Origin of the sequence: Colwellia sp. PAMC 21821 (assembly GCF_002077175.1) — a bacterium.
Taxonomy (GTDB): Bacteria; Pseudomonadota; Gammaproteobacteria; order Enterobacterales; family Alteromonadaceae; genus Cognaticolwellia.
In genome coordinates, this window is sequence record NZ_CP014943.1 from 1,081,394 (window position 1) to 1,105,295 (window position 23,902).

Consider the following 23,902-nt stretch of genomic DNA (forward strand, 5'->3'; position numbering starts at 1 on the left):
GCTAACATATGATTATAAGAATTCATCGCCACCACCACCACCGCCAAGCATAATTTCACCTGAGTCAGATAAGCGACGAGCAACGGCTAAAATTTCTTTTTGTGCTGCTTCAACTTCACTAATGCGAACCGGTCCCATCGCTTCAAGGTCATCGGCTAACATTTCTGCTGCACGTTTAGACATATTAGCCATAATTTTTTCTCTTAAGGCTTCATCAGCACCTTTTATCGCTTTCATTAGCGCGTCTTGCTGAACTTCTCTTAAGATGGCTTGAATACCTCTGTCGTCAACGTCGGCAAGGTTTTCAAAGACAAACATTAAGTCTTGTATTTGTTGGCTCATTTCTTCGTCATGTTCACGAATTGAATCCATTAACATGCCTTCAACATTAGTGTCTAAGTAGTTCATGATATCTGCCGCTGCTTTCAAGCCACCCATTTTCGCTGCTTGTGCACCTGCTTGACCCGCAAACTGTTTCTCCATTATCTCGTTTAGCTCTTGTAATGCCGCCGGCTGAACTTCTTCTAAATTGGCAATACGCATCATAAGATCTAAGCGAACTTTATCAGCGAACTGTGTCATTATTTCTGCCGACTGTTCTGGATCTAAATAAGATAAAACAATCGTTTGTATTTGTGGATGCTCATTACGAATAATATTCGCTACCTGCTTAGAGTCCATCCATTTCAAGGAATCAAGACCCTTAGCACCACCACCCATAACAATTTGATCGATGAGGTTACCGGCTTTATCTTCGCCTAATGCCGCCGTTAATGCTTTACGCACAAACTCTTCACTTTGGAAGCCAATAGTCGAGAAATTTTGAATTTCGTTGATAAACAACTTATGCACAGCGGTGATTTTTTGTTGAGTAAAATCTTCCATACCGGCCATGATCATACCCACTTTTTGCACCTGCTTCGGCTCTAAGTGTTTTAGTATTTGTGCAGCATCTTCTTCTGAAAGACTTAACAATAAAATCGCGGCTTTTTCGCCACCATCAAGCTTATTGACGTCAAATCCAGACGGCTGCTGTGTTGCTAGTTCTTGATTTTCATCACTCATCTTCGTTCAACCAACTTTTAACTACTTGCGATGATAATTCTGGCTCATTTGCCACTAATGCACGTACGGCTTTTAATACATCTTCATCACGGTGTAAATCAGGTAATTGTAAACTACCATCAGGGGCGAAGCCAACAGCGCCTGGATCAAACTCAGCGGTTAGCATATCCATGGTCTCATCACCCAAATCAATATGACTATCAAGCGACTTATCACCGTAGTCACTTGGGGTTTGTTCAGGATGAATTAAGCGTTTCAACATCGGACGTACTACGGCAAAAAACAGTATAGAAATTAAGATCACCGCGCCAATCAATTTAGCATATTTATAAATCGTTGGATCTTTCCATAATGGGACGGTTTCTACTGCGATAACTTCTGCACGAGAAAACGGTAAAGTAACGACGTCTAATGAGTCGCCTCGTTGTAAATTAAAGCCAATACTGCCTTGCAATAAACGACGAATATTTGCCATTTCTTGCACAGATCGTGGTGTTGGCATAGGTTCACCTTCAGCATTAACGCCGGGTAGGTAATCTAAAGCAACCGAAACACTAATACGATGAATAACGCCAGTTTGTTGTTTTGTATAGCTAATAGCTTCGTCGAGTTCATAGTTACGAGTCGACTCTGTATGTTTACGGCCCGGCATACTGCGTTGCTGAGCATTACCTGTCGCATCTTCTGGAATATTACTATCAAGCGGTGGTTGATTAGTTAACGCACCAGGAATACCGCCAAGTAATCCACCTATAGTATTATCTTCAACTTTCATCTCGCTGCGCAAAGCGGGTAAATCTGAATTATATCGACGTTGAGTTTCTTCGGTATTAGTAAAGTCCATCGCGACGTCAACTTGTGCGGTAAAGTTACCTAATCCGACAACTGGAATTAAAATCGAATCGATTTTATTCATATATTCAGCTTCACGCTTTTGTTCAATTTCAAATTCTTTACGTGAACGTGAAGAAACGGAGTCTTGTGAGCCAGAATTTAATAATCGGCCGTTTTGATCGGTCACCGTTACACGATTTGGACTAAGATTTTGTACCGCTGATGCGACAATATCAACCACGGCGTCAACTTCTTCTTCAGACAATAAACGACCACGTTGCAAGGTTAACACGACGGTTGCCGATGGGTTTTTCTCACGTTTAGCAAAAACGTTTTCACGTGGAATAGCTAACAATACACGAGCGCGTGAAATCGACTTTAGTTCTTCAATTGTGCGAGCGAGTTGTTGCTCTCTAGAATGCTTTAATCGTTCACTTTCCAAACGCTGACTCACACCAAAACCCATATCTTGCATAAGAATTTCGCTGCCTTGTGAAGGCGCATCAGTTAAGCCTTCACGTGCCAGCATCAGTTTAACGTTTTGGTATTCATCACTTTCAACAGATATAGTGTTGTTTTCTTGTCGATATTCCACTTTATTACTGTCAAGAAAGTCCATTGTTTTAATCAGTTGCTCGGTCGGCAATTTTGTTAAAAAACGATATTCCGGTTGGTTAGCTAACATGATGACAAAAATGGCAATAGCAAAACAAATCGCTAGCGCGATAACTATCGTCATTTGACGCAGAAAATCAACATTACCCATGGCAGCCGCTAAGCCTGACTTTTGTTCACCAACGGCATCACCTGAACCGTCGTTAGCAACTAAATCATTGTTACCATCGGCTAACATTAAATTTGTATTGTCTGTTGTATCGGCCACTTATTTATCTCCGCGTAACTATCGTTTTATTCTTATCAACTGAGCGCCTAAACCGGCATACTCATAATTTCTTTATAAGCTTCAACAAACTTATTACGGATTTGAACGGTCGCATCGAATGCGATTCCTGCTTTTGACCCTGCAATCATAGTATCTGCCAAAGTAACACTGCGATCACCGAGTTCAAACGCTGTACGTTTTGCACCCGAGTCTTGTTGTAATTCATTGACGTTATTTATCGCGTCTTTTAACAAGCTACCAAAGTCACCACCGGCTTTACTCACCGCTGGTGTGCCCATACCATTTTCTTCACCTATGGGAAGTCGATTCCCCATAGCTTCCATCGACATGCTTTGCATTTGGGCGTATAAAGAATTAGTTTTAATATCCATGGCTATCTCGCTTGCGTCAATTTCTTGTTACTTACTATTACCTATGATTAAAGCAAGCATAGTGCCAAGCTAATAAATATTAACAAAAGCCTCAATGGGCGCGCTTTAAAATATAAAATAAACCAAATAAAATCATATAGAAAGCATCAAAAAAACACGCAAAAAAAAGTGACGTAAATTACGTCACTTTTTAGTTTTTCAATCAATTTTAATGATTTAAATTGGGATTTGAATACCGCTGTCACGCATTCGAGCAATTTTATAACGTAAGGTGCGTGGACTGATCCCTAAACGCTCAGCAACATCTTTGCGACTGCCTCGACAAGCATGTAATGTGTCTAATATTATTTGATGCTCTTGCAATTTAAGTTCACTGCCGAGTTTGTCAGCTTTTGCTGATTCAGCTGACTCATTTTTAACCTGAGGCGTTTCGAAATTATCAATTAATAAATCATTCGCATCGATACAACGATCGCTTTGTAGAATTAATGCTCGCTGAATAACGTTATCTAATTCACGCACATTACCAGGCCAGTCGTAAGCCAATAATTTACTGCGCGCAGCAACAGTGAATTCAGGAATAACATTGCCATCTTTTTGACAAATACGCGAAATTAAATGTGTAGCCAATGGCAGAATATCATCTCGGCGTTCATTAAGTGGCAACCATGTTAATGGGAATACATTGAGACGATAGTATAAATCTTCTCTAAAAATGCCTTCTTGCACGGCATCTTTTAGATCGCGGTTACTGGTGGCAATTACCCTAACATCTAGGTTAATCGTTTTACGGCCACCGATGCGTTCTACTTCTCGCTCTTGTAAAACTCGCAATATTTTTGCTTGCAAGCCTAAATCCATTTCGGTAATTTCATCCAGTAAAATAGTGCCGCCTTGTGCTTGTTCGAATTTACCTGGACTGGCTTGAATTGCGCCAGTAAAGGCACCTTTTTCATAGCCAAATAAAGTCGCTTCAAGCATATTTTCAGGAATAGCTGCACAATTAATCGCGACAAAAGGAGCTTGGCTTCGTGGTGAGTAATTGTGAATATATTGAGCTAACACTTCTTTACCTGAGCCACTTGGCCCTAAAACCATAACAGAAGCTTCAGTATTGGCCACTTTTTTGGCTAGTTTAAGTAACTCAAGACTTTGAGCGTCTGCCACAACAGGATCGCAACCGTCATTTGCTTGTAGCGGTACATACTGACTCACCATATTTAATAACACTTCTTGCGCAAAAGGTTTCGCCATATAATTACAGGCACCGTCTCGCATAGCTTGTACAGCGTCATCAATGGTGCCATACGCTGTCATGATCAATACCGGTAGTTTGGGATAATTACTACGAATACTTTTTAATAGCGATAGTCCAGACATACCACCCATTTGTACATCACTAACCACTAAGTCGACCGAATGCGATTTGAGTTTTATCAGCGCGTCTTCGCCTGAGTCTACTGCCAAACATTGATAGCCCGCTAGTAGCAAAGTATCAACAAGTGCTTCTCTAAGTCCAGCGTCGTCTTCGACAACCATGATTTTACTTGTGCTCATTGCTAAGCTCCTTAGACAAAATTTCGTCATTTTCAGTCATTTCAGCGTTCGAACTCTCTCCAACTAATAGCGGTATTTTTATGCAAAAATGTGCCCCTTCACCTGGTTGGCTTATCAAGCTAACTTCGCCTTGATGAGCATTAGTGACTGACTTTACTACGGCTAGCCCAAGACCTGTGCCTTGGCTTCTTGAAGTATAAAAAGGTTCGAATATTTTATCGGCCAGCTCTGCACTGATACCTGGACCATTGTCTCGGACACTAATATAGGCATAGTTACTTTGGCAATAGGCACTAATATCAATAACAGCATTGGTTTTAATCACCGATAAACTATTGTGAATTAAGTTATGAATTGCGCCCGTTAACGCACTTACATTGCCTAAAATTTCACAGTCTTGCTGACAAAAGTATAAATTAACTTTTGCACCCGCTTGATTAACTTGCGGCTCAATGGCTTGCTGTGCTTGTTCAATAAGCTGATTAACATTCACAGATTCAACAACCGCTTTATTGCCACTTTTGGCGAATAACAACATATCGTTAACTTGTTGCTCAAGGTCATGCAAACGCAGCATTAATTTATCTTGGAAATTCACTCGCGCATCGTCGTTAAGCTTTTTGTTACGTAAGTTTGCGCCATATAACATCGCAGCCGATAAAGGTGTGCGAATTTGATGCGCTAATTTAGACACCATACGTCCTAAAGACGATAGCCGCTGTAATTGGCCTAACTTATCTTGTAAAAGTCGAGTTTCAGTTAAGTCAGTGATCATGATCAACTGTCCTGGCTGATCACCTAAAGTCGTAATTTCTAGTTTTACACGACGACCATCTTTTAAAGAAACCTCATGCCAGTCATCCGCTCTAGGTTTAAATGAACGCTTGATCACATCAAACCATGGCTGACCTAAAATAGGTTCATCAAGTAAATGTTGTGCGGTGTCATTCATTTTCACCACAATGCCGTTACCATCGAGCATTATCATCCCGGTTGGCATGACATCAATAACATGCTGAAGTTGTTTATTTTGTTGACGTAAAAACGCCAATTCACCCGCGAAATTTTCGCTTTCTAATCGATTTGGATGATCGCGTTTTACCTTAACCTCATCAAATGAAGTTAATACACGATTCAGCACAGGATTGGCTGAAGAAGAGTTGGTCGATGTCGAATAGGCAAGTGCCATAATAATTTCACCCGAGTAAAGAAGTACACTCAAGCAAAGCATGAATTATGCCAACCAATTAAAACTATATTATTCAGTAGTTAACGTTAATTTTTTGACTAATATTTCGTCGTCAATAAAATGGCTGAAGCAAAATAAAACAGAAAAAAACTAACAAAATACGAATTTAAGTGTTGTCATTTTATTAAAGAATGGAGGTTTATTCTACTCAGCATGATTTAAGTCTCGTGCTCAGAACACGGTAGGTCGGCATTGGTCACCCGACTACTTAATGAGCAGTTTATGAGATGCAGTATAGTCACTGAAATTCGATGTTTTTTTCTGATACGGTTAAATTTCATTTAACTTGATGGATTAAAGTCCAACATACACGGGCTTAAAGCAGATAATGCTGTGTTGGGCAATTATCCTGTAGGTCGGACTTCAGTCCGTCAACCGTGTAGCGAACGATTAATATTAGGCGTTAACCTATACCTTTTTAAATATTATCTTTTAAATCAATATTTACACTAACAATAGTAAATTTCATTTAACTTGATGGACTAAAGTCCAACCTACATGGGCTTATTAGCTGGCTTTATGGAGGTTATATTTACGCATTTTCTCCACTAAAGTGGTTCGGCGCATATCTAAAAGCTCAGCAGAACGCGCCACAACCCAATCATTTTTATCTAATGCTTGCTTAATCAATGAAATTTCTAGCTCAGCTAAATACTCTTTTAAGTTCAAGCCATCGTTTGGCAGTACATCAACTGTTTTTCCATTTACTGCGGTATGATCTTCTGTGCTGGCTTCGGCTTCATCATCGTCTTCGTCGTCATAATCAAACCCAGAGAACAATTCATTAATCGCTTCTCGCTCTTGCAGTTCTTCAGGATATTCCGGCTGATAATCATCTACATCTAAGTGGCGATACTTTAATGGCAGTTGTCCAACATTGACCACTTGTTCACCAAACATAATAATCATGCGCTCAATTAAATTAGACAATTCTCGCACATTACCAGCCCAAGGATGCTCTTTAAGCGACTCAATAGCTTTATCAGTAAAGCGCACCGATTGCCCTTGTTCAGCGGAAAACCTTGAAATAAGCTCTTTCAACAAGAGCGGAATATCTTCTTTTCGCTCTCTAAGTGCGGGTGTTTCAATTGGAAAAACATTTAATCGGTAATAAAGATCTTCACGAAAATGATTAGTTTTAATCATATCTTCTAAGTGCTGATGCGTCGCGGCAATAATACGTACGTCAGCTTTTAAACTTTTAGCACCGCCCACACGCTCAAATGTTCGCTCTTGCAATACACGTAATAATTTTACTTGCATGGGTTGAGGCATATCACCAATTTCATCAAGAAATAATGTCCCCCCTTCTGCCATTTCAAAACGGCCTTTTCGCGTCGAAATAGCGCCAGTAAACGCGCCTTTTTCGTGACCAAATAATTCACTTTCTAGTAACTCAGCAGGAATAGCACCACAGTTAACCGGTACAAATGGCCCTTTGCTTCTGTCGGATAGATCATGAATATTTCGTGCAACAACTTCTTTACCGGTACCAGACTCACCTAAAATAAGTACATTAGCCGAAGTACAAGCAACTTGTTCTATTAAAAACCGCACTTGCTGCATAGGCTCGCTCGTCCCCACTAAAGAGCGAAATAATGAGCTAGGACTACTCGCACCACGTTTTGACGGTAAGTTGTTGTGATACTGATGACTGTGATGCACTAGCTCGGTTAATTGCGCATAATTTAGCGGTGTAGTTAACTCACCAATAACATTGACGTAGCCACTAAGCTGTTTTTTATCAATAACATCGTGATAGATAAATGGGTATGTTGGGTTTGATTTAATAACATCTTGTAACTTTGGGGAGATATCGCCGCATAAAATAATATTAAGAATATGAGGGATATCAGTTAAATGTTTATCAATTTCAGATTCTGAAAAAACGTGAAAATGTTCACCCACAAAGGCTAAAACGGTTTCTATTTGATGGCGTCTTGCAGCGTCGTTATCGACGACTAGAATATGTTTTTGCCCTTGCATATTATGCCCTTGCATTTTTGTCGCTGTATTTTTGTCATTACTTTACAATTACTTTGCTATTACTGTTTTATTGTTACTTCTTTGCAAAGCGCACTGACAAATCATTTATTATTATACCTTTTCTCTATTATTAACTTGCTGTTGCGATTAATCAACAAAAAATTGACACTGCCATGTCATTTTTTTGTCAGTTAAAGCAATATTCAAACCTGCCGATATATAGTAAGCAGACAAAATGGCTTGAGCACTAAAAACACCTCGGCCAATAAGACCATGATTTAATCGATGTCAAAAATCTAGCAGTGAGCTTTAATCACAATGAGCTGAGTAAAGTAGGTAATTACACAGTGAGATAATTTTTTATATTTCAGCAAAATACTGATTAATTATTACTGTGAGCTAAAAAGTGGCATGAAATAAGCTTAACAGTAAGCACTATGCTTAAGTTAACGCTAAATTAAATTTTAATAGGAAGATCCCATGTTAATTATCAACGGTACCGCTGAGCTTATGAACAACAGCAACAGTTTTAATAAAGGTGACAGATACGAGTTCAATATGTTTTCATTACATATGCCGCTTGAAGATCAGCTTGCTCAAATAGAAGACTACTTAGTCACCCGTGGTTGGGACAATATTGAAGTTATCAATAATGGTGTTGTTGAAGACCCAAGCCATATTGAACACGAAGTATTGGCAGCTGCCTACGAAAAAGCCAAAAGCGAAGGGTTTGCTGTTACTATTAACAACCAAGCTTTAATCTAATTTATATCGCACAATTTTAAATTTAGTGTATTTTAATATAATAAAGTTATTGTATTAATACTGGAGGTATCTATGACTCACGCGTCATTAAAAAAATATCAACAAGTAAACAAGAGTGCCGCTCAAGAAGCTACGCCTTATCAGTTGGTTGCGATGCTATTTCAAAAATTACTTGATAATATAGCCACAGCAAAAGGCGCAATTACGCAAAAAAATTACGCTAAAAAAGGTACTGAGTTATCAAATGCTATCGCTATTATTGGTGTTTTAGAAGCATCGCTTGATTTTAAGCAAGGTGGAGAAATTTCAGCTAATCTAGCTTCTCTTTACAGCTATTGTATAGAGCAACTCCTCGATGCAAGTATTAATAACGATATTGATAAACTCAATGAAGTCGCGCAAATACTTATTCCTATAAAATCTGGTTGGGCTGATATACCGCTTGAAAATCAACAAAAGGTAAGCTTCTAGTGGCTTTAAGTGCCGTTGAGGTTTTAAACCATGTTATTGACGTATCTCAAACCTTACTTAAGCTCTTAGATGCGTCTGATGTGGAAGGAGAAAAGTTAGCAGATTTATCAGCCGATCAAGAAGATATTAACTCAGTTAAGAAATCAAACCTACTAGGGTTAATTAAGGTTAGAGAAGAGAAGATCCATCAATTATTTGCAGATTTTAGTAGCGAAGAGTTGCAATTACATAAAATAAAACTTCAATCTGTAAAAGAACTCGATAATGAAATTCTCGAGAAAGTTAAGCGAACATTACAATCTGCGAAAGGGAAAATTTTAACATTAAAGCAAAATAAAAAGGCAATTAATCAATACCAAAAACTGTGAGCTACAAACTTTAAATTAAGCTGTTACATAAAATTTTTTCTTAACCTAAGCTCTTGAACCAATCGCTTTAATCAAAGTCCTTCAGTATCATTTCATACCATATTTCGACATATGTGCAGGGTAAATGACTCAACTTAAATTAAATTAAATTAAAACAAGGAAATATTAAATTTTTCCTTAAAATTCTAAAAATATTAGTTTGCTACCAGTTATAATTTTATTAATTTTTGTATTATTGGCTAACTTTTCTTCACAACACCAGGTAAGTTATCTAATTGTTGCTGTAAGTAGCTGCTCGTAGCATTGAGGTTAGCGACTAATAAATCCATCGCGTTATATTGTGCAAATAAACGTGCTTCTAGTGAATCAATACGTCTTGTAAACTCAACACGTTCATCGTCTAACTTAGTTAATTGTTTATTCTTACTGTCAATACGTCCTTGAATAATACCATCAGATTCGGTGTAAAACTCAGTAAGGTTTTTTAATGATGCTGCAAAGCCTGGTTTACTATCACTACCAACAAAGAAGTTTTGAACTCCATCAACATCCTTTTTGATTTGTTCATCTAGTTCTTCACTGTCTAAACTTAACTTACCATAACGATCAGTATGAACACCTAATTGGTTTAAGGTCAGTGTTTCATTACCACGACTAGTAAAAGATGCACTTAACTCTTGACGTACCTTGCTTATTACACCACGCAACAGCGAGTCGCCAGCAAGAGCACCTGTACCTTCTAAGCCTACTTGTCCTAGTTGACCACTAAGATCAACAAAGTCATTGTAGGTTTTAATAAACAACTCAAGTCCTGATTTAATGTTATTATTATTCTCAGTAACGCTAGCATTACTAATATCATCGTCAAGATCATGTACTTTCTTAGCTGTAACGGTTATACCGTCAATAGCATCTGTAAACTCGTTCGTGCTATTAGTAACAACTAACGTGCCATCGATTGTTATTTGTGCGTCTTTAGCCTCACGAACCTCTGTTAGATTTGTTGCACCAGTATCATAAGCTAAGCGGGATAGTCCTACTAAGTCAGTATTATCGGGGCCGAAAAGATCACCAGTCTGCGCTACTTCGGCAACGGTTACTGTTATTGCATTGTCAAGGCCGGTTTCTTTACTTGTTAAAACCAGGTGCTGTCCGCTATCATCCGTGATAATAGTAGCCGTCATTGAAGTATTATCTGCACTGTCGTTAATTGCATCACGAATATCGCTAAGCGTTGCTGTACTTGATACGTCAATATCAAAACTTTCTGAGCCTGAAGATAAAGTCATGGTACCTTCACCAACAGCTTCGCTACTACTAAAGGCATCGGAAACAAGTTTATGAGCACTGGCTATTTGATCAACCTTTATAGAGTAGCTACCAACCTCAGCACTTTTTGTGCTAGTTAATGACACAAAATTATCAGAGCCGCTGGTAATTTTTTGTTGATATTTATCGGCGTCAGCTAAACCTTCAATTGAAACAATAACACTTTCAAGTGAGCCTTTAAGAGCACCTACCGCAGAAATATCAGTAGTGATTTGGGCTTGTCTACGGTTTAAACTGGTTTCAAATGGCGCGCGTTCTGCACCAACAATTGCGTCAACAATTTCAGAAACTTGTATACCTGATCCAATACCAGTAAATGCAATATCAACCATAATTTCACCATTCTCTCTCGGGTTACACTACTTAAAAGTCTTCTTTAATAAAAAGCACTCATTAATATAAGTATCAATAGCCGTTATATTTCAGTATCGATTAAATTACCTGTTGCGTTTGATAATTTAGAAATTAATGTGAGTATTTCTTCTGACGGGTATTGCTTAACTAATTCACCCGTACCTTTATCAAGCACTTTTATAACATCTCGACCTGAATCTTTATCCACTAAAAACTCTAAGCTTCGATTCATTTTACCCATAAATTCTTGCAATTGTTGCGCCACTTTCTCTAACTGTTCAGGCGTTATCGCAATGGCTTTACTTGCCTCATTTACATTGGCTTTATTTTCATTTTTAGCGATAACAGCTTGGTTAGCTAAATCACTTTCATTCTGTTTTATAACATTTTGTTTATTCAATTCTGAGCGTTCAGCTTTGCCGCTTAGTAATTCAACAGTTGTTGAATTGTTTGAATTAACAGAGGTATTGACGGCGTTAGATACATTCATCTTTGACTCCTTTATCACCTTTATACAGTCTAGAGTATTATGCTTGTTGAGACCATTTTAAGATGCAAACTTCATTAACTATAAAACACAAAAAGGAAGAGGTGTTCTGCCTCTTCCTTAACTTATGCTACTAACATACTGCTAAATGTTAGTGTGAGTTTCGAGGCCTAACCTAACAAGCTTAATGCCGCTTGTGGTAATTGGTTAGACTGTGCCAAGATTGACGTACCTGCTTGTTGCAAGATTTGATTCTTAGTCAAGTTAGCTGTTTCTACCGCAAAATCAGTATCTTGGATACGACTACGTGACGCTGATACGTTTTCCTGAATATTAGATAAGTTACTAATTGTGTGTCCAAAACGGTTTTGAATAGCACCTAAGTCAGCTCTTTGTGAATCTATTTGAGCAATAGCACCATCAATAATAGCTAACGCACTTTGTGCTCCGTCTTGTGTGGCTAAATCAACCTTATCAACATTAATCGCCTTTGAAGTTTCTGTACCTGCTGCACCTGCAACGGTGGCATCAGGAGCCGTTACAGAAAAAGTAGCTGTTGAATTAAGACGTACTGAACCACCTATTGTAGTAGAGTCTGTTGTAGCTGTAGCACCAGTTAATGTAGTAGTAGTACCACCAAGGGTTCCATCGTACTCCATACCGTTAACATCCATATCTCCAGTTGCAGAAAGGTAGTTATCAATTTTAATATCTTTACCGGTCTCATCGGTAAGCACTACGCCAGAATCAGTCACTGTTGCTGAAACACCCGTAGAGCCAGACTTCTCATTTATTGCGGTTGCAATTGATGCAAAATCATCATTAGTTTCTGCATTAGCTGAAATCACAGAGCCATTAAGTTCAAATGACATTTGGCCCGCTGTAAAACCAGATAATTGTGCTTGGGTTCTTGCATCGGCAGTAACGCCTGTTTTATCTGATTTGGCATTAATTGAATCTGCAGCTGAAGCCGCTGAAGCACCAGCACCTATTACAGCTATAACTGCTGCACCACTTTTACCTGTAATTGAAAGGTTACCTCCAGTAACACCGTTAGCTCCAGAAGCTGGAGCAGCTGCACCCGCTTCACCAAAACCAGCAGTATCACCCGCCAAGTCTAAACGTTTGGTGCCAATATCTACCGCTTTAACACTACTTAAACCTAGTGAAATAGTTTCGTTAGCGTTAGCTCCAACTTGGAACGACTTCGTTCCAAAGTTACCATCTAATAAAGATGTATCACCAAACGAAGTAGTCTCTGCAATACGTGTTAATTCAGTTTGAAGTTGTCCAACCTCTTTTTGTAATGCTTCACGGTCAGCCGCTGAGTTTGAACCGTTAGCTGATTGCAATGCCAAGTCACGCATACGTTGTAGTATACTGCTTGACTCTTGCATTGCACCCTCAGCTGTTTGTGCCATTGAAATACCGTCATTGGCATTTCGTTGTGCAACACCTAAACCATTAATTTGAGACGTTAAACGGTTTGATATTTGTAGACCAGCAGCATCATCTTTTGCGCTGTTAATACGCATACCTGATGATAAACGTTGCATTGAAGTTGCTAGGCTCTCACTTGAGCTAGATAAGTTACGTTGAGCATTCAATGATGCGGTATTTGTGATTACTGATAAAGCCATGATAAAACTCCTAATTACACTGGGTAATATATTGGTTAGTTAGTTAATCAGGTGCTTTAGATAATTCATCAAGCTCCCGTTCTAATAATGGTAACGGCCGCTTAAAAAATAACTTTAACCTTTTTATTTAAAAAAAGATAAATAATCACAAAACATCAAAACAGTAAATAAAAACATCATGAAAAACAAATACTTAAACGTTATAAAATTAATAAAAAAAAGGCTGAACAGTCTGTTCAGCCTTTTTTTACATTTACTTATATCTATGATTTACGCCATTAACTACACGCCTTTAGACAGGTTCGTTAGAGAATGAATCACTCGGAAGTACTAGCCTCCAAGTAAACTTATTGCTGCTTGCGGTATTTGATTCGCTTGCGCTAAAATTGACGTACCTGCTTGTTGTAATATTTGGTTTTTAGTCAAGTTAGCTGTTTCAACAGCAAAGTCGGTATCTTGAATACGGCTTCGTGATGCTGATACATTCTCTTGTATATTCGCTAAATTACTAATAGTATGGCTAAAACGGTTTTGAATTGCACCTAATGTTGCTCGTTGAGCGTCAATTTGTGATATAGCACTATCAATAACATCTATTGAGCTTTGCGCGCCTCCCTGAGTCCTTAAATTCACACTATCAACATTGATACTGGCAGAAACATGTACTGCGGTATCTGCACCTAATGTTGCATCATTAGAAGTTACAGCAAATGATGCTGTTGAATCTAAGCGAATAGTACCCGCTATCACGGTAGAATTTGTAGTACCTGCTCCAGCCAATGTTATTGCCGTAGAGCCTGTTGCTGAAGAGTCATAATTAAGGCCAGTAGCAACAATATTCCCGCTTGACTTAAAATCGTCAATCTTAATATCCGCACCTGACTCATCAGTTAATACCAGTGTTCCAGTTTCGGTTAGGGTAGCACTTACCCCCGTTGAACCTGATTTTTCATTTATTGCAGTTGAAATTGATGCATAATCAGAAGTCGAGACTGGGTTAGCAGCAATAACAGAGCCATTTAATTCAAACGATAATGCACCGCCTGCGGTTAAGCCAGTTAGTTGAACTTGACTTTTTGCGTCAGCGGTTACCCCTGTTGTTGATGTAACATCATTAATTGAATCAGCTATACTTGATGCTGAAGCACCAGCCGTTGTTAAAACGTTAACTGCTGTACCACTTTTACCGGTAATATCTATACTAGAAGCAGCAACACCGTTACCATTTGTTGCTGCTGTAGCTGCTGTAGCTGCCACACTAGCTTCACCTAAGCCTGCTGTAGCACCACTCAAATCAAATCGTTTTGTACCAATTTCGGACGCTTTAGTACTACCTAATCCTAATTCGATGGTTTCATTGGCGTTAGCACCTACTTGGAATGATTTAGTACCAAAAGAACCATCTATTAATTTCTGGTCACCAAAAGATGTTGTATTAGCAATACGCGTTAATTCAGTTTGTAATTGAGAAACTTCTTTTTGCAGTGCTTCACGGTCAGTGACAGAGTTTGAACCGTTGGCAGATTGTAAAGCAAGATCACGCATACGTTGCAGTATGTTGGTTGACTCTTGCATCGCGCCTTCAGCAGTTTGCGCCATCGAAATTCCGTCGTTGGCATTACGTTGGGCGACACCTAAACCATTAATTTGAGAGGTTAATCGATTTGATATTTGCAAACCTGCCGCGTCATCTTTGGCACTATTTATACGCATGCCTGATGATAAGCGTTCCATAGAAGTTGCTAGACCTTCACCAGACCTAGTCAAGTTACGTTGGGCATTCAATGATGCCGTGTTAGTTATTACTGATAAGGCCATGATAGACTCCTAAGAATTTAAATTATATTTAACATTGTTATGCGTTAGGTGGTTTGCTTTATGTAGTCAAACTTCCAACACTATTTGTTTCAGCCCATATTTATAATTGCGAAAACTTATAATTGCTAAAACAACTTATGCAATGTATTTGGACTTCATTGGCCTTAACAGCCAGGTTTGCGATAAAAGAGTTAATATCTTAAACCGCCAGTTTTATGTTTTCTTAGTTAGATAAAAGCAACATCTGTACCAAAATTGAGCAATATGTTTAATTATTCAATTTAAATTGCAAATATTATTAAAAAACGTTACCTAATATAATTAAATAAATTCAAGCCCTGCACTTGTGTAAAGGTCTGTTGAGCCGCTTGTAGCGCCACTTTAGATTGCTCAAAGGTCGATATAGCGGCGGCAATATCAAGGTCTTCAATTGACGAACGCCCTGACGCCAAATACAGCTCAGTGTCTAAATGATTACTTTTTTGACGGTCGATAACTTGTAAGTTAATACCTGACTCTGCTCTACGAGAAGTTAGGTGATTCATAGAATCGCTTAACTGTTCAAGAATTTGATTAAAATCAACCTGAACTTGCGGGTCTTCACCTGCGCCGGCTTTATTGTTAATCCAGTCAATAGCTGACTTTATCGTGTCAAAAACACCAATATTTTGTTCAGGGGTTAATGTGAAGCTATCTCCCGGCAATGGATTGCCGCTTAACTTAACCTCAATACCATTAAAGGCAATGGTTTGCCCTGCTGTGTAACCGCTAATATTAGTTACATTGCCAGCACCGTCTGTCACCGTTAAGTCAGAGGCTGTAGTGAAGTTAATCGTAAAGTCTGCAGGGTTTGCTGATCTATCATAATTACTTGGATCTGCGACCACGGCGCTTTCAACACCTAAACCTGAGGTATTGATATTATAAATAGCCGAAAAGTCACCAATAGCGTTTGGCACTTTTTCGAAAACTTTTTCACCACTTTGATTAGTCGCAATCGACACATTTTTTGCTATTTGTAGCTCCCTAACACCATTATCGGCACGATAGGTCACTGAGTTATCTGCCTGCAATACAAATGGTGCATCATCTATTTGATAACCGGCAAAAGCATAACTGCCTGATTCATCTTTAGTGTTAGCGATGTCAAGAATTTGTTGTAAAGCCTGACTCGCTTGCTGACCGATTGACGCCAGATCATCTGCTGAATACACACCATTATTGGCTTGTAGCATTAAATCTCTTAATTCATTCATAATATCTTCAGCATTGGATAGCGAAGTATCAATTAAACTATTGTGATTTTCTGCTTGGATAATATTACGTTGATATTTATCAATATTGGCCAGGTCATTTTTATAACCTGCTAGTGTGCCATACGCTACGGCATCATCTTTAGCGGTAACAACGCGTTTACCTGTTGAAATATGACTAACCTGCTCGTTAAGACTCGATTGTTGGCTAGACATCTGCTTGCTACTTTGCATATAAAATTGTGCTGTTGAAACGCGCATAATAACTCCTATCTAGAGACCGCTAATAAGGTATCAAAAATGGTATTTGCCACGGATATTATCTGTGACGACGCCTGGTAGGCTTGTTGATATTTCAATAAGTTCGCCGCTTCTTCATCAAGGTTTACCCCTGAATTAGATTGATTACGGTTATAGGCTTGGGTAAACAATGCTTGCGCGGTATCAGCAACGAGCTCAGCCGTACTTGCATTCGAGCCTACTTCTGCTGTTGCCGTTGCTAATGCTTGGCTAAATGTTTGTTTGCCTCCACCTAAAATTCCTTGCTCTTGCGTTGCCGCCATTAAACTGGCGTTATTAGCGTTACCAGAGCCAAAAGCATCTGAGATAGTAAACTTTTCACGCGCTAGTGCACCTTGCCCTTCCGGTAAACCTGCTATTTCAATTTGAAATGCAGCAGTGGCAGGCGCTGGTGGCATATCAATAACGGCAGTGGCTCCTGCGAAAAATCGACCATCGGCCAAAGTTGACGAAGGCGCAGGTGGAGGAAGAGGTGGATTAGCAGCATCATAAACTCGATATACAAAATCCCCTGGCGGTGTTTCTTTATAAACATCAACAACTATATTGGCATTGGTACCATCGGTGTATGAACGAGCGACTTCCGGATCCGCCACATTTATAATACTGACAGCGCCATTACTGACATTATTTTCATCTGCTTCTATTCCAATCGCCGAACTAGCGGCTATGGATTTAGGATCGCTAAGCGTTACCTTCATTAATGCGGCGCTATTTTCTGTGGGTCGCAGGGTAAAGCGATCATCAGTGCTTGGTGTGCCTGAGTTAACCTTAAACTCAAAACCATAATCTGTTGGATAAACACCAGGAGACGAAGCAACTAATGTTGTCGTCGAACCGTTTTGAGCATTCGTCATGATGTAGTCTGTACCATCATATTTAATGGTAAAATCATTCGCGGGCACTAAAGAAACATCGGTTATATTAATGCCAGCCTGCACAGTACCGGTATTTTTTGACGATGCTAAAACCCGTGAATTTTGTAGATTAGTGGCATTAATATCAGTAAAAATATCTAAACCCTGTTTAGCATTTAAATCGAGCCCTTTGGCTTGTGATTGATTTAATGTTTCTGAAACGGCCATCGCTAAACGATTAAGCTCGCTGCGCGCTTTTGCCACATGTTCATCACGGTATTCAATTTTAGCGGCAATTGCACCGCCGAGTTTAGACGCATCGAGTGCGACTTTACCGTTACGGCTATTTAGCTGTAATTTTGTTTGTAATGCATCAGGGTCACCCGCTTCCACACTTACCGTTAAAGGCGTAATACCGGCAACCAACGTTGCGCCATTGCCGATCATCACGGTCATTACCCCATGCGTATCTTCAATGGTATGAACTGAGGTATATTCGCCCAGTTGATTAACAAGTTGATCACGTTTATCTAATAAATCATTCGGTTGGCCAGTTAGATTTAAATCTTTATTCTGTAATATTTGTTCATTAATTTTGGCTAAATCAAGCGAGATTTGCGAAATTTTACTCGCCATTTGCTCTATTTCGCCGTTAGTCGACTTTTCTAGCTGGTCTAAATTGTAATTTAAACTGTTAAAGTCTTTTGCGAGTACGGTAGCTTGGCTAAGGGCAATATTACGTAAGCCAAGGTCATTTGGATTGTCGGCTATGCCATTAACCGCTTGATAAAAACGATCTATAGAGCCACCAATAGCTTCACTGGAAAATGACATTATTTCGTTTAATTGGTTAAGGTCTAAACTAATTGAATCAGCATTACCCAAGTTACTTTTATTGAGTAATTGTTCTTTATAAGAAAATTGATCGTAGAGGCGTGTTATGTCTTGAACATAAGTACCAGAGCCAACAAAATTACCACCATTATAATTTCCAACCGCTGAACCCTGCTCTGTACGCTGGCGGGTATAACCTTCGGTATTAACGTTAGCAATGTTATGTCCTGTAGTCGCTAACTGTTGCTGCGCGGACAGTAAACCACTTACACCAGTTTGATACAGATTAATCGACATGACCTAAACTCCTACAGTAACCTTAATTTCAACAGCGAAATTATCGGTAGTCTTATTTATTTAATAAGCCAGTTACTGTCCGAAGTGTCCCCATTATCTTTTTAGCGTAATTTGGGTCGGTAGCATAACCAGCACTCTGTAGGTTATGCAAAAATTGCTCCACATCTGTAGATTTTTCTAAAGCGCCTTGGTAGCGCTCACTTTGGGTAAGTAAATTCACGTAGTCATTAACGCTTTGTCCGATAGAGTCGTACACCCTAAAAGGCTCACGTTTCTTCACCATAGCGCCATTTTCAAACTCTAAGGTTTCTTTATGGGTTTTCTCACCAGCCCAGCGGCTATCGGCTTTAATGTTAAATAAATTATTTGAGCTTTCGCCTGAGTCGGTTTTAATTATTTTTTGACCCCAGCCAGTTTCTAACGCGGCTTGGGCAATAACGACTTCAAACGGCACATTAATTTTTTCTTGCACACGTTTGGCGTCGGCGGTTAAGGCAGTAACAAAATCTTTTGGCTCTGTAAATGTAGGGCTTTGCAGCATGTTCGATGCTTGGGCTGCCATTGAGCCATTTGTTTGACGATCTTTACTAGGATCCTGATGTGCTGACGAGTCTTTGACTAAACTTACGGTGTTGACCAATGACGGTTCGCTAATACGAACACTGCCACGACTATCAAGATTGCCGTCACTGCGTAATATTGTATGAGGCGTAAAGTTTTCACTGTCGCCGCCAAGTTGGCGAACGATTAGCGGTGCAAGACCTAAAGCACCATTATTAGACAATTCGAGCGACATTTGTTGATCATGCATATCACGATAAAACTTTGTCGACTCTGAATTAAGTGGGCTATCAGACTCCAACACTGCTTGCGCTTTACGCATGCTTTTCATCAGCATTTGCATAAAAATAGCTTCAAACTGCTTAGCCGCTTGTTCTAGAGCATCTTTTTTACTGGCTTTGTCACCCGATTTCGCGTCTTGGCGGATCGAATTTAAACCGTTAACGTCTAAAAAGTTTTGTGCGTCTGCAATACGTGTTGTCATAAGTTTATTTTGATCATTATTTAAATAATGATCAAATCTCCGCGTAAAGCGCCGGCTTGATCTAAGGCTTCTAAAATTGCCATTACATCGCCAGGACCTGCGCCAACTTGGTTGATAGCGCGTACTAAGGCATCTAAAGTTACACCGGGGTCAAAAACAAACATACGTGAGTCGTCTTGCTTAACATCGATAATAGATTGATTGGTCGCCACGGTTTCGCCAGCGGCAAATGCATTAGGTTGGGAAACGGCTTCAACTTCATTAATGGTTACGGTTATACCACCATGCGTTATCGCTGCTGGTAGCAGGCGAACATCAGCACCAATAACGATGGTACCTGTGCGTGAATTAACAATAATTTTTGCTGATGGTGTGCCTGGTTCAAACTCTAAATTTTCTAAAGTTGCCAAAAAGCTAACGCGATCTGCGGCATCTCTCGGGGCTGTAACTTGCACTGATGCAGCATCAATTGCGCGTGCAGAACCAGAAATTAAGTTGTTAATGGTGTCTGAAAGACGTTTTGCGGTAGTGAAATCAGCATTGTGGAGGTTAAATGTAATATGATCACCAGAGGTAAAAGGTGATAACACTTCACGCTCAACCATAGCACCATTAGCTATACGACCTACTGTTGGGGTGTTGGCAATGACTTTTGAGCCATCTAACCCTTCAGCGCCTAAGCCACTTACAATTAAGCTGCCTTGAGCAACAGCATAAGCATTACCGTCTAGCCCCATTAAAATAGTTTGGATTAATGTACCACCACGCAAGCTTTGCGCACTGCCCATTGATGACACCGTAACATCAATTTTTTGACCTGGCTTTGAAAAAGCCGGTAATTCTGCATGCACGGCTACGGCAGCAACATTCTTAATTTTTGGTTTTAAGTTCGTCGGCATTTTAATGCCAAAGTTACTTAACATGGTTTTAAAACTTTGCTCAGTAAAAGGGCTTTGTTCGCCCGTACCCGGCAAACCTACAACCAAACCATAACCTATTAATTGGTTGCTGCGTACACCCGCTACATCAGCCAAATCTTTAATACGCTGGGCACTTGCTTCAGGTAACAAAACCAGAGCAGTTAACAGCGCTAAACTCACTAAATATTTTTTCATTATATTATCCTACTTAAATAGGCCACCATGAACTATTGAAAAACTTCGACAACCAGCCTTGCTCTTGCACGTCAGCAAAGGTGCCGGTTCCGGCATATTCAATACGAGCGTTAGCCACTTTACTAGAGGTAACTGTGTTATCTGAGCTGATGTCTTGCGAGCGAACTATGCCTGTTAAGCGAATGTATTCATCACCATTGTTCAATGACATCCATTTTTCGCCACGGATCATCAAATTACCATTGGGGAGAACTCTTAAAACATGAACAGAAATATTGCCGGCTAAGCTATTGCTCTGATCAGCTTTTGAGTCACCTTTGAAATTTGACGATTGGTCATAACCAAACTGTAATGCTTTGTTGTTGAAATTTATCGCCGCGCCACCAATACCCGTAATAGGATTAAGCGCTGCGTTATTGGCTTTTTTCAACTCAGTTTTTGCATTTTTATTCGCTTGTGTGCTTTCACTTAAAATTACTGAAATAATATCACCAACTCGATGTGCTTTAGAGTCTGAATAGATATTATTTACATAGTTGATGTTAAAAAGTGAGCCTGTTGGCACTAAAGGTTTATCCTCCATTTCCGGCAAAATAGGCGCAAAATCTGGGTCATTAGGCATTGTTTTTGCCTGTTCAATACTGGCACAACCAGTAAATAATATTGCAACTATGCTCACCGTAAAGAAGGTGCGTAGTAAAGAAGATTGTTTGCCTTTCATGATACCTTCCTCAACTTTATAATTGCTGATTAATGTAGCTAAGCATTTGGTCAACGGCTGAAATAACTTTCGAGTTCATTTCATAAACACGCTGACTTTCAATTAGGTTAACCAACTCTTCAGTGGTATTAACATTGGAGGTTTCTAGCGCACCTTGCACTAATAGACCGTAACCTTCTAAGCCCGGAACACCTTCTTGTGGCGCACCACTGACTGACGTTTCAACATATAAGTTTTGCCCAATAGGCTCTAAACCGGTCGGGTTAATAAAATTAACGGTATTAATTTGTCCAACCACGGCAGGTTCAGCTTGGCCTTGCAAAGTAACAGAAACTTCACCGTCTTGTGAAACGATGATACTTAAGGCATCTTCAGGCACGGTAACTTGCGGTTGTAATAGATAACCTGCGCCCGGTGTAACAACGTTGCCTTCTTCATCCATGGTAAACTGACCGTTGCGTGAATAGGCAGAAGATCCGTCAGGCATTAAAATTTCAAACATACCTTCACCTTGAATCATCAGATCCAAGGCATTATCGGTATTAAGCATGTCACCTTGGGTATGAATTTTTTGTGTTGCCACCACTTTCGTGCCCGCACCTAACATTAACCCTGACGGCATTTCAGTATCTTGCGCTGAACGACCACCGGGTTGGTTAATATTTTGATAAAGTAAATCTTCAAATACCGCACGGCTCTTTTTAAAACCAATAGTACTGGCGTTCGCCAAGTTGTTAGATATAACCGCAATTTCTTTTGTTTGCGCATCTAAGCCTGTTTTACTAATCCATAATGCTGGGTTCATACATCACCTCAAAAATTTATTTAGAACGCTCGTAATAATGATGCTGCACTTGAATCAATTTCTTCGGCAGTTTTCATCATTTTTAACTGCATTTCAAATTGACGCTGCAGCGCGATCATATCGGTCATTTCACTGATAGGGTTTACGTTACTTGATTCTAATGAGCCACTCGCTACTTTTACCGTGATATCAGCCGGCTCATTATTGCCGTCTTTACGACGAAATAGGCCATCACTGCCTTTTTCTAGCAAGCGATTGTCTGGGTTAACAAATTTAATTCTGCCAACTTCTTCTTGAACATTACTCGGTGCACCTTCAGGCTGAACCATAATGGTACCGTCAGCAGAAATATTAAGTTTACTAATGGGTAATGGTAAGAAAATAGGCCCTCTGTCACCAATAACCAGATCACCTCTTGATGTTTCAAGTGCCCCGTTATCGTTTAATTTTAACTGACCATTTCGGGTATAAGCTTCATTGCCATCTTTAGTTTGAACCGCTAGCCAACCTTCACCTTGAATTGCGACATCAAGATCACGCCCAGTACTTAATAAAGCGCCACTGTCAAAGTTTTGGCCTGCACGCTCGGTCATTGAAAACACCCGAGTAGGCATACCTTCACCGAAAGCCTGCATTGCCCTAGCATTAGCTAAATCAGCTTTAAAGCCTGTAGTTTTGGCGTTAGCGAGGTTATTAGCATTCACTGATAAGGCTTGCATGTTTTGCTTCGCGCCACTCATGGCGATATACAGCAACTTATCCATAATGAAATTCACCCTTAATATTAATCATATTTGAAGTGTTGCAAATAAAGTGCCAGAAAATTAAGAAGGGCAATGTTATGTATAAGTTGAATGGCTTTTTGCTGGTCGTAATTAAGTCAAAAAACACACTATTAGGATAAATAAAGCATGAAATCAAATTGATGGGCTGAAGCCCGGTGGTACAAAGAAGATAAAGCAGCCTACAACACCTAAATAAAGTTTAGAGATACCTAAATAAAGCTTAGCGATTGATCGTTGTAGGTCGGTATTTATACCGTCAAAAAATTAAAATGCATTAAAAACACCAAAACCGTAATATGCCTAGAAACGGCAACGTGCATGTTCTTACAGGGAAGTAAGTCATTAGAGTAATGCAGGAGCAATTACCGAGATGCACTAATGCCATGAAGCCATGTTCTTACAGGGATGTAAGTCATTAGAGTAATGCATGGAGCAATTACCGAGATGGCTAGGAACGGCCTGGACATCGCTGCTCTTTCACATCGACGTACATGTTCTTACAAGGATGTAAGTCATTAGAGTAATGCAGGAGCAATTACCGAGATGCACTAATGCCGTGAAGCCATGGACGGCAAGGAACGGCGACGTGCATGGATGTACTAATGCCGTGAAGCCATGGATGGCTAGGAACGGCCATGTGATCGCAGCATACCGTTCATCGACGTGCATGTTCTTACAGGGATGTAAGTCAT

The 23,902-nt window shown here is 39.6% G+C and carries 20 protein-coding genes; 3 read left to right on the forward strand and 17 right to left on the reverse strand.

Features of this window, described 5'->3' with window-relative positions; genetic code table 11:
- Positions 1-12: 12 nt before the first annotated feature.
- The 6 genes from fliG to A3Q33_RS04535 all read right to left on the reverse strand — a co-directional run bounded on the left by fliG (position 13) and on the right by A3Q33_RS04535 (position 7,966).
- Positions 13-1,065: a flagellar motor switch protein FliG gene (gene fliG, locus A3Q33_RS04510; RefSeq protein WP_081178909.1), complete on the reverse strand. Its 1,053-nt coding sequence runs from the start codon at positions 1,063-1,065 to the stop codon at positions 13-15.
- Positions 1,058-2,782 (reverse strand): flagellar basal-body MS-ring/collar protein FliF, encoded by a 1,725-nt coding sequence (gene fliF, locus A3Q33_RS04515; protein ID WP_081178910.1) that lies wholly within the window; start codon positions 2,780-2,782, stop codon positions 1,058-1,060. Before fliF ends, fliG begins: the two co-directional genes overlap by 8 nt.
- A gap of 47 nt (positions 2,783-2,829) precedes the next feature.
- Positions 2,830-3,174 carry a flagellar hook-basal body complex protein FliE gene (gene fliE, locus A3Q33_RS04520; protein WP_081178911.1) on the reverse strand — a complete coding sequence of 115 codons (345 nt, stop codon included), beginning with the start codon at positions 3,172-3,174 and terminating at the stop codon, positions 2,830-2,832.
- A 216-nt stretch (positions 3,175-3,390) separates the two neighbouring features.
- The gene (locus A3Q33_RS04525) at positions 3,391-4,731 is read right to left on the reverse strand and encodes a sigma-54-dependent transcriptional regulator (protein ID WP_081178912.1); all 1,341 of its coding nucleotides are present in this window, start codon (positions 4,729-4,731) and stop codon (positions 3,391-3,393) included.
- A complete protein-coding gene (locus tag A3Q33_RS04530; RefSeq protein ID WP_081182293.1) occupies positions 4,718-5,920 on the reverse strand; it encodes a sensor histidine kinase in 1,203 nt (400 codons plus the stop codon). The genes A3Q33_RS04525 and A3Q33_RS04530 overlap by 14 nt, the downstream gene beginning before the upstream one ends.
- Before the next feature lie 567 nt (positions 5,921-6,487).
- Positions 6,488-7,966, reverse strand: a complete 1,479-nt coding sequence (locus tag A3Q33_RS04535) for a sigma-54 interaction domain-containing protein (protein WP_081182297.1) — start codon at positions 7,964-7,966, stop codon at positions 6,488-6,490.
- 480 nt (positions 7,967-8,446) lie between these two features.
- Between A3Q33_RS04535 and A3Q33_RS04540 the strand changes: the two genes are divergently transcribed.
- The 3 genes from A3Q33_RS04540 (at position 8,447) to A3Q33_RS04550 (ending at position 9,570) form a co-directional block, all read left to right on the forward strand.
- Positions 8,447-8,731 carry a hypothetical protein gene (locus A3Q33_RS04540; RefSeq protein WP_081178913.1) on the forward strand — a complete coding sequence of 95 codons (285 nt, stop codon included), beginning with the start codon at positions 8,447-8,449 and terminating at the stop codon, positions 8,729-8,731.
- A 72-nt stretch (positions 8,732-8,803) separates the two neighbouring features.
- A complete protein-coding gene (fliS, locus tag A3Q33_RS04545) occupies positions 8,804-9,202 on the forward strand; it encodes a flagellar export chaperone FliS (RefSeq protein WP_081178914.1) in 399 nt (132 codons plus the stop codon).
- The gene (locus tag A3Q33_RS04550; protein ID WP_081178915.1) at positions 9,202-9,570 is read left to right on the forward strand and encodes a hypothetical protein; all 369 of its coding nucleotides are present in this window, start codon (positions 9,202-9,204) and stop codon (positions 9,568-9,570) included. Before fliS ends, A3Q33_RS04550 begins: the two co-directional genes overlap by 1 nt.
- A 239-nt stretch (positions 9,571-9,809) precedes the next feature.
- Here the strand turns inward: A3Q33_RS04550 and fliD are convergent, their stop codons facing one another.
- From fliD to flgF, 11 genes are all read right to left on the reverse strand, one after another.
- Positions 9,810-11,231, reverse strand: a complete 1,422-nt coding sequence (gene fliD / locus A3Q33_RS04555) for a flagellar filament capping protein FliD (protein WP_081178916.1) — start codon at positions 11,229-11,231, stop codon at positions 9,810-9,812.
- Between the two features lie 83 nt (positions 11,232-11,314).
- Complete coding sequence (locus A3Q33_RS04560; protein WP_081178917.1) at positions 11,315-11,743, reverse strand: flagellar protein FlaG; 429 nt, start codon at positions 11,741-11,743, stop codon at positions 11,315-11,317.
- Positions 11,744-11,910: 167 nt separating this feature from the next.
- Positions 11,911-13,380 carry a flagellin gene (locus tag A3Q33_RS04565; RefSeq protein WP_081178918.1) on the reverse strand — a complete coding sequence of 490 codons (1,470 nt, stop codon included), beginning with the start codon at positions 13,378-13,380 and terminating at the stop codon, positions 11,911-11,913.
- A 330-nt stretch (positions 13,381-13,710) separates the two neighbouring features.
- Positions 13,711-15,198, reverse strand: a complete 1,488-nt coding sequence (locus A3Q33_RS04570; protein WP_081178919.1) for a flagellin — start codon at positions 15,196-15,198, stop codon at positions 13,711-13,713.
- Positions 15,199-15,506: 308 nt separating this feature from the next.
- The gene (gene flgL / locus A3Q33_RS04575; RefSeq protein ID WP_081178920.1) at positions 15,507-16,712 is read right to left on the reverse strand and encodes a flagellar hook-associated protein FlgL; all 1,206 of its coding nucleotides are present in this window, start codon (positions 16,710-16,712) and stop codon (positions 15,507-15,509) included.
- An 8-nt stretch (positions 16,713-16,720) separates the two neighbouring features.
- On the reverse strand, positions 16,721-18,739 hold the full coding sequence (flgK, locus tag A3Q33_RS04580) for a flagellar hook-associated protein FlgK (protein ID WP_081178921.1): 2,019 nt from the start codon (positions 18,737-18,739) through the stop codon (positions 16,721-16,723).
- A gap of 52 nt (positions 18,740-18,791) precedes the next feature.
- Positions 18,792-19,784 (reverse strand): flagellar assembly peptidoglycan hydrolase FlgJ, encoded by a 993-nt coding sequence (gene flgJ / locus A3Q33_RS04585; protein ID WP_081178922.1) that lies wholly within the window; start codon positions 19,782-19,784, stop codon positions 18,792-18,794.
- A gap of 20 nt (positions 19,785-19,804) precedes the next feature.
- Positions 19,805-20,899, reverse strand: a complete 1,095-nt coding sequence (locus tag A3Q33_RS04590; protein ID WP_081178923.1) for a flagellar basal body P-ring protein FlgI — start codon at positions 20,897-20,899, stop codon at positions 19,805-19,807.
- A 13-nt stretch (positions 20,900-20,912) separates the two neighbouring features.
- On the reverse strand, positions 20,913-21,620 hold the full coding sequence (flgH, locus tag A3Q33_RS04595; protein ID WP_081178924.1) for a flagellar basal body L-ring protein FlgH: 708 nt from the start codon (positions 21,618-21,620) through the stop codon (positions 20,913-20,915).
- A gap of 16 nt (positions 21,621-21,636) precedes the next feature.
- The gene (flgG, locus tag A3Q33_RS04600; protein WP_081148659.1) at positions 21,637-22,425 is read right to left on the reverse strand and encodes a flagellar basal-body rod protein FlgG; all 789 of its coding nucleotides are present in this window, start codon (positions 22,423-22,425) and stop codon (positions 21,637-21,639) included.
- A 20-nt stretch (positions 22,426-22,445) separates the two neighbouring features.
- Entirely contained in the window at positions 22,446-23,189 is a 744-nt protein-coding gene (gene flgF / locus A3Q33_RS04605; protein WP_081178925.1) for a flagellar basal-body rod protein FlgF, read from the reverse strand.
- Positions 23,190-23,902 lie beyond the last annotated feature (713 nt).

What these genes read in the sequence shown, in the direction of transcription:
- fliG (WP_081178909.1), bottom strand. Translation starts at nt 1,065, where the DNA reads ATGAGTGATGAAAATCAAGAACTAGCAACACAGCAGCCGTCTGGATTT.
- fliE (WP_081178911.1), bottom strand. Translation starts at nt 3,174, where the DNA reads ATGGATATTAAAACTAATTCTTTATACGCCCAAATGCAAAGCATGTCG.
- A3Q33_RS04525 (WP_081178912.1), bottom strand. Translation starts at nt 4,731, where the DNA reads ATGAGCACAAGTAAAATCATGGTTGTCGAAGACGACGCTGGACTTAGA.
- A3Q33_RS04530 (WP_081182293.1), bottom strand. Translation starts at nt 5,920, where the DNA reads ATGGCACTTGCCTATTCGACATCGACCAACTCTTCTTCAGCCAATCCT.
- A3Q33_RS04535 (WP_081182297.1), bottom strand. Translation starts at nt 7,966, where the DNA reads ATGCAAGGGCAAAAACATATTCTAGTCGTCGATAACGACGCTGCAAGA.
- A3Q33_RS04540 (WP_081178913.1), top strand. Translation starts at nt 8,447, where the DNA reads ATGTTAATTATCAACGGTACCGCTGAGCTTATGAACAACAGCAACAGT.
- fliS (WP_081178914.1), top strand. Translation starts at nt 8,804, where the DNA reads ATGACTCACGCGTCATTAAAAAAATATCAACAAGTAAACAAGAGTGCC.
- fliD (WP_081178916.1), bottom strand. Translation starts at nt 11,231, where the DNA reads ATGGTTGATATTGCATTTACTGGTATTGGATCAGGTATACAAGTTTCT.
- A3Q33_RS04560 (WP_081178917.1), bottom strand. Translation starts at nt 11,743, where the DNA reads ATGAATGTATCTAACGCCGTCAATACCTCTGTTAATTCAAACAATTCA.
- A3Q33_RS04565 (WP_081178918.1), bottom strand. Translation starts at nt 13,380, where the DNA reads ATGGCTTTATCAGTAATCACAAATACCGCATCATTGAATGCTCAACGT.
- A3Q33_RS04570 (WP_081178919.1), bottom strand. Translation starts at nt 15,198, where the DNA reads ATGGCCTTATCAGTAATAACTAACACGGCATCATTGAATGCCCAACGT.
- flgL (WP_081178920.1), bottom strand. Translation starts at nt 16,712, where the DNA reads ATGCGCGTTTCAACAGCACAATTTTATATGCAAAGTAGCAAGCAGATG.
- flgK (WP_081178921.1), bottom strand. Translation starts at nt 18,739, where the DNA reads ATGTCGATTAATCTGTATCAAACTGGTGTAAGTGGTTTACTGTCCGCG.
- flgJ (WP_081178922.1), bottom strand. Translation starts at nt 19,784, where the DNA reads ATGACAACACGTATTGCAGACGCACAAAACTTTTTAGACGTTAACGGT.
- A3Q33_RS04590 (WP_081178923.1), bottom strand. Translation starts at nt 20,899, where the DNA reads ATGAAAAAATATTTAGTGAGTTTAGCGCTGTTAACTGCTCTGGTTTTG.
- flgH (WP_081178924.1), bottom strand. Translation starts at nt 21,620, where the DNA reads ATGAAAGGCAAACAATCTTCTTTACTACGCACCTTCTTTACGGTGAGC.
- flgG (WP_081148659.1), bottom strand. Translation starts at nt 22,425, where the DNA reads ATGAACCCAGCATTATGGATTAGTAAAACAGGCTTAGATGCGCAAACA.
- flgF (WP_081178925.1), bottom strand. Translation starts at nt 23,189, where the DNA reads ATGGATAAGTTGCTGTATATCGCCATGAGTGGCGCGAAGCAAAACATG.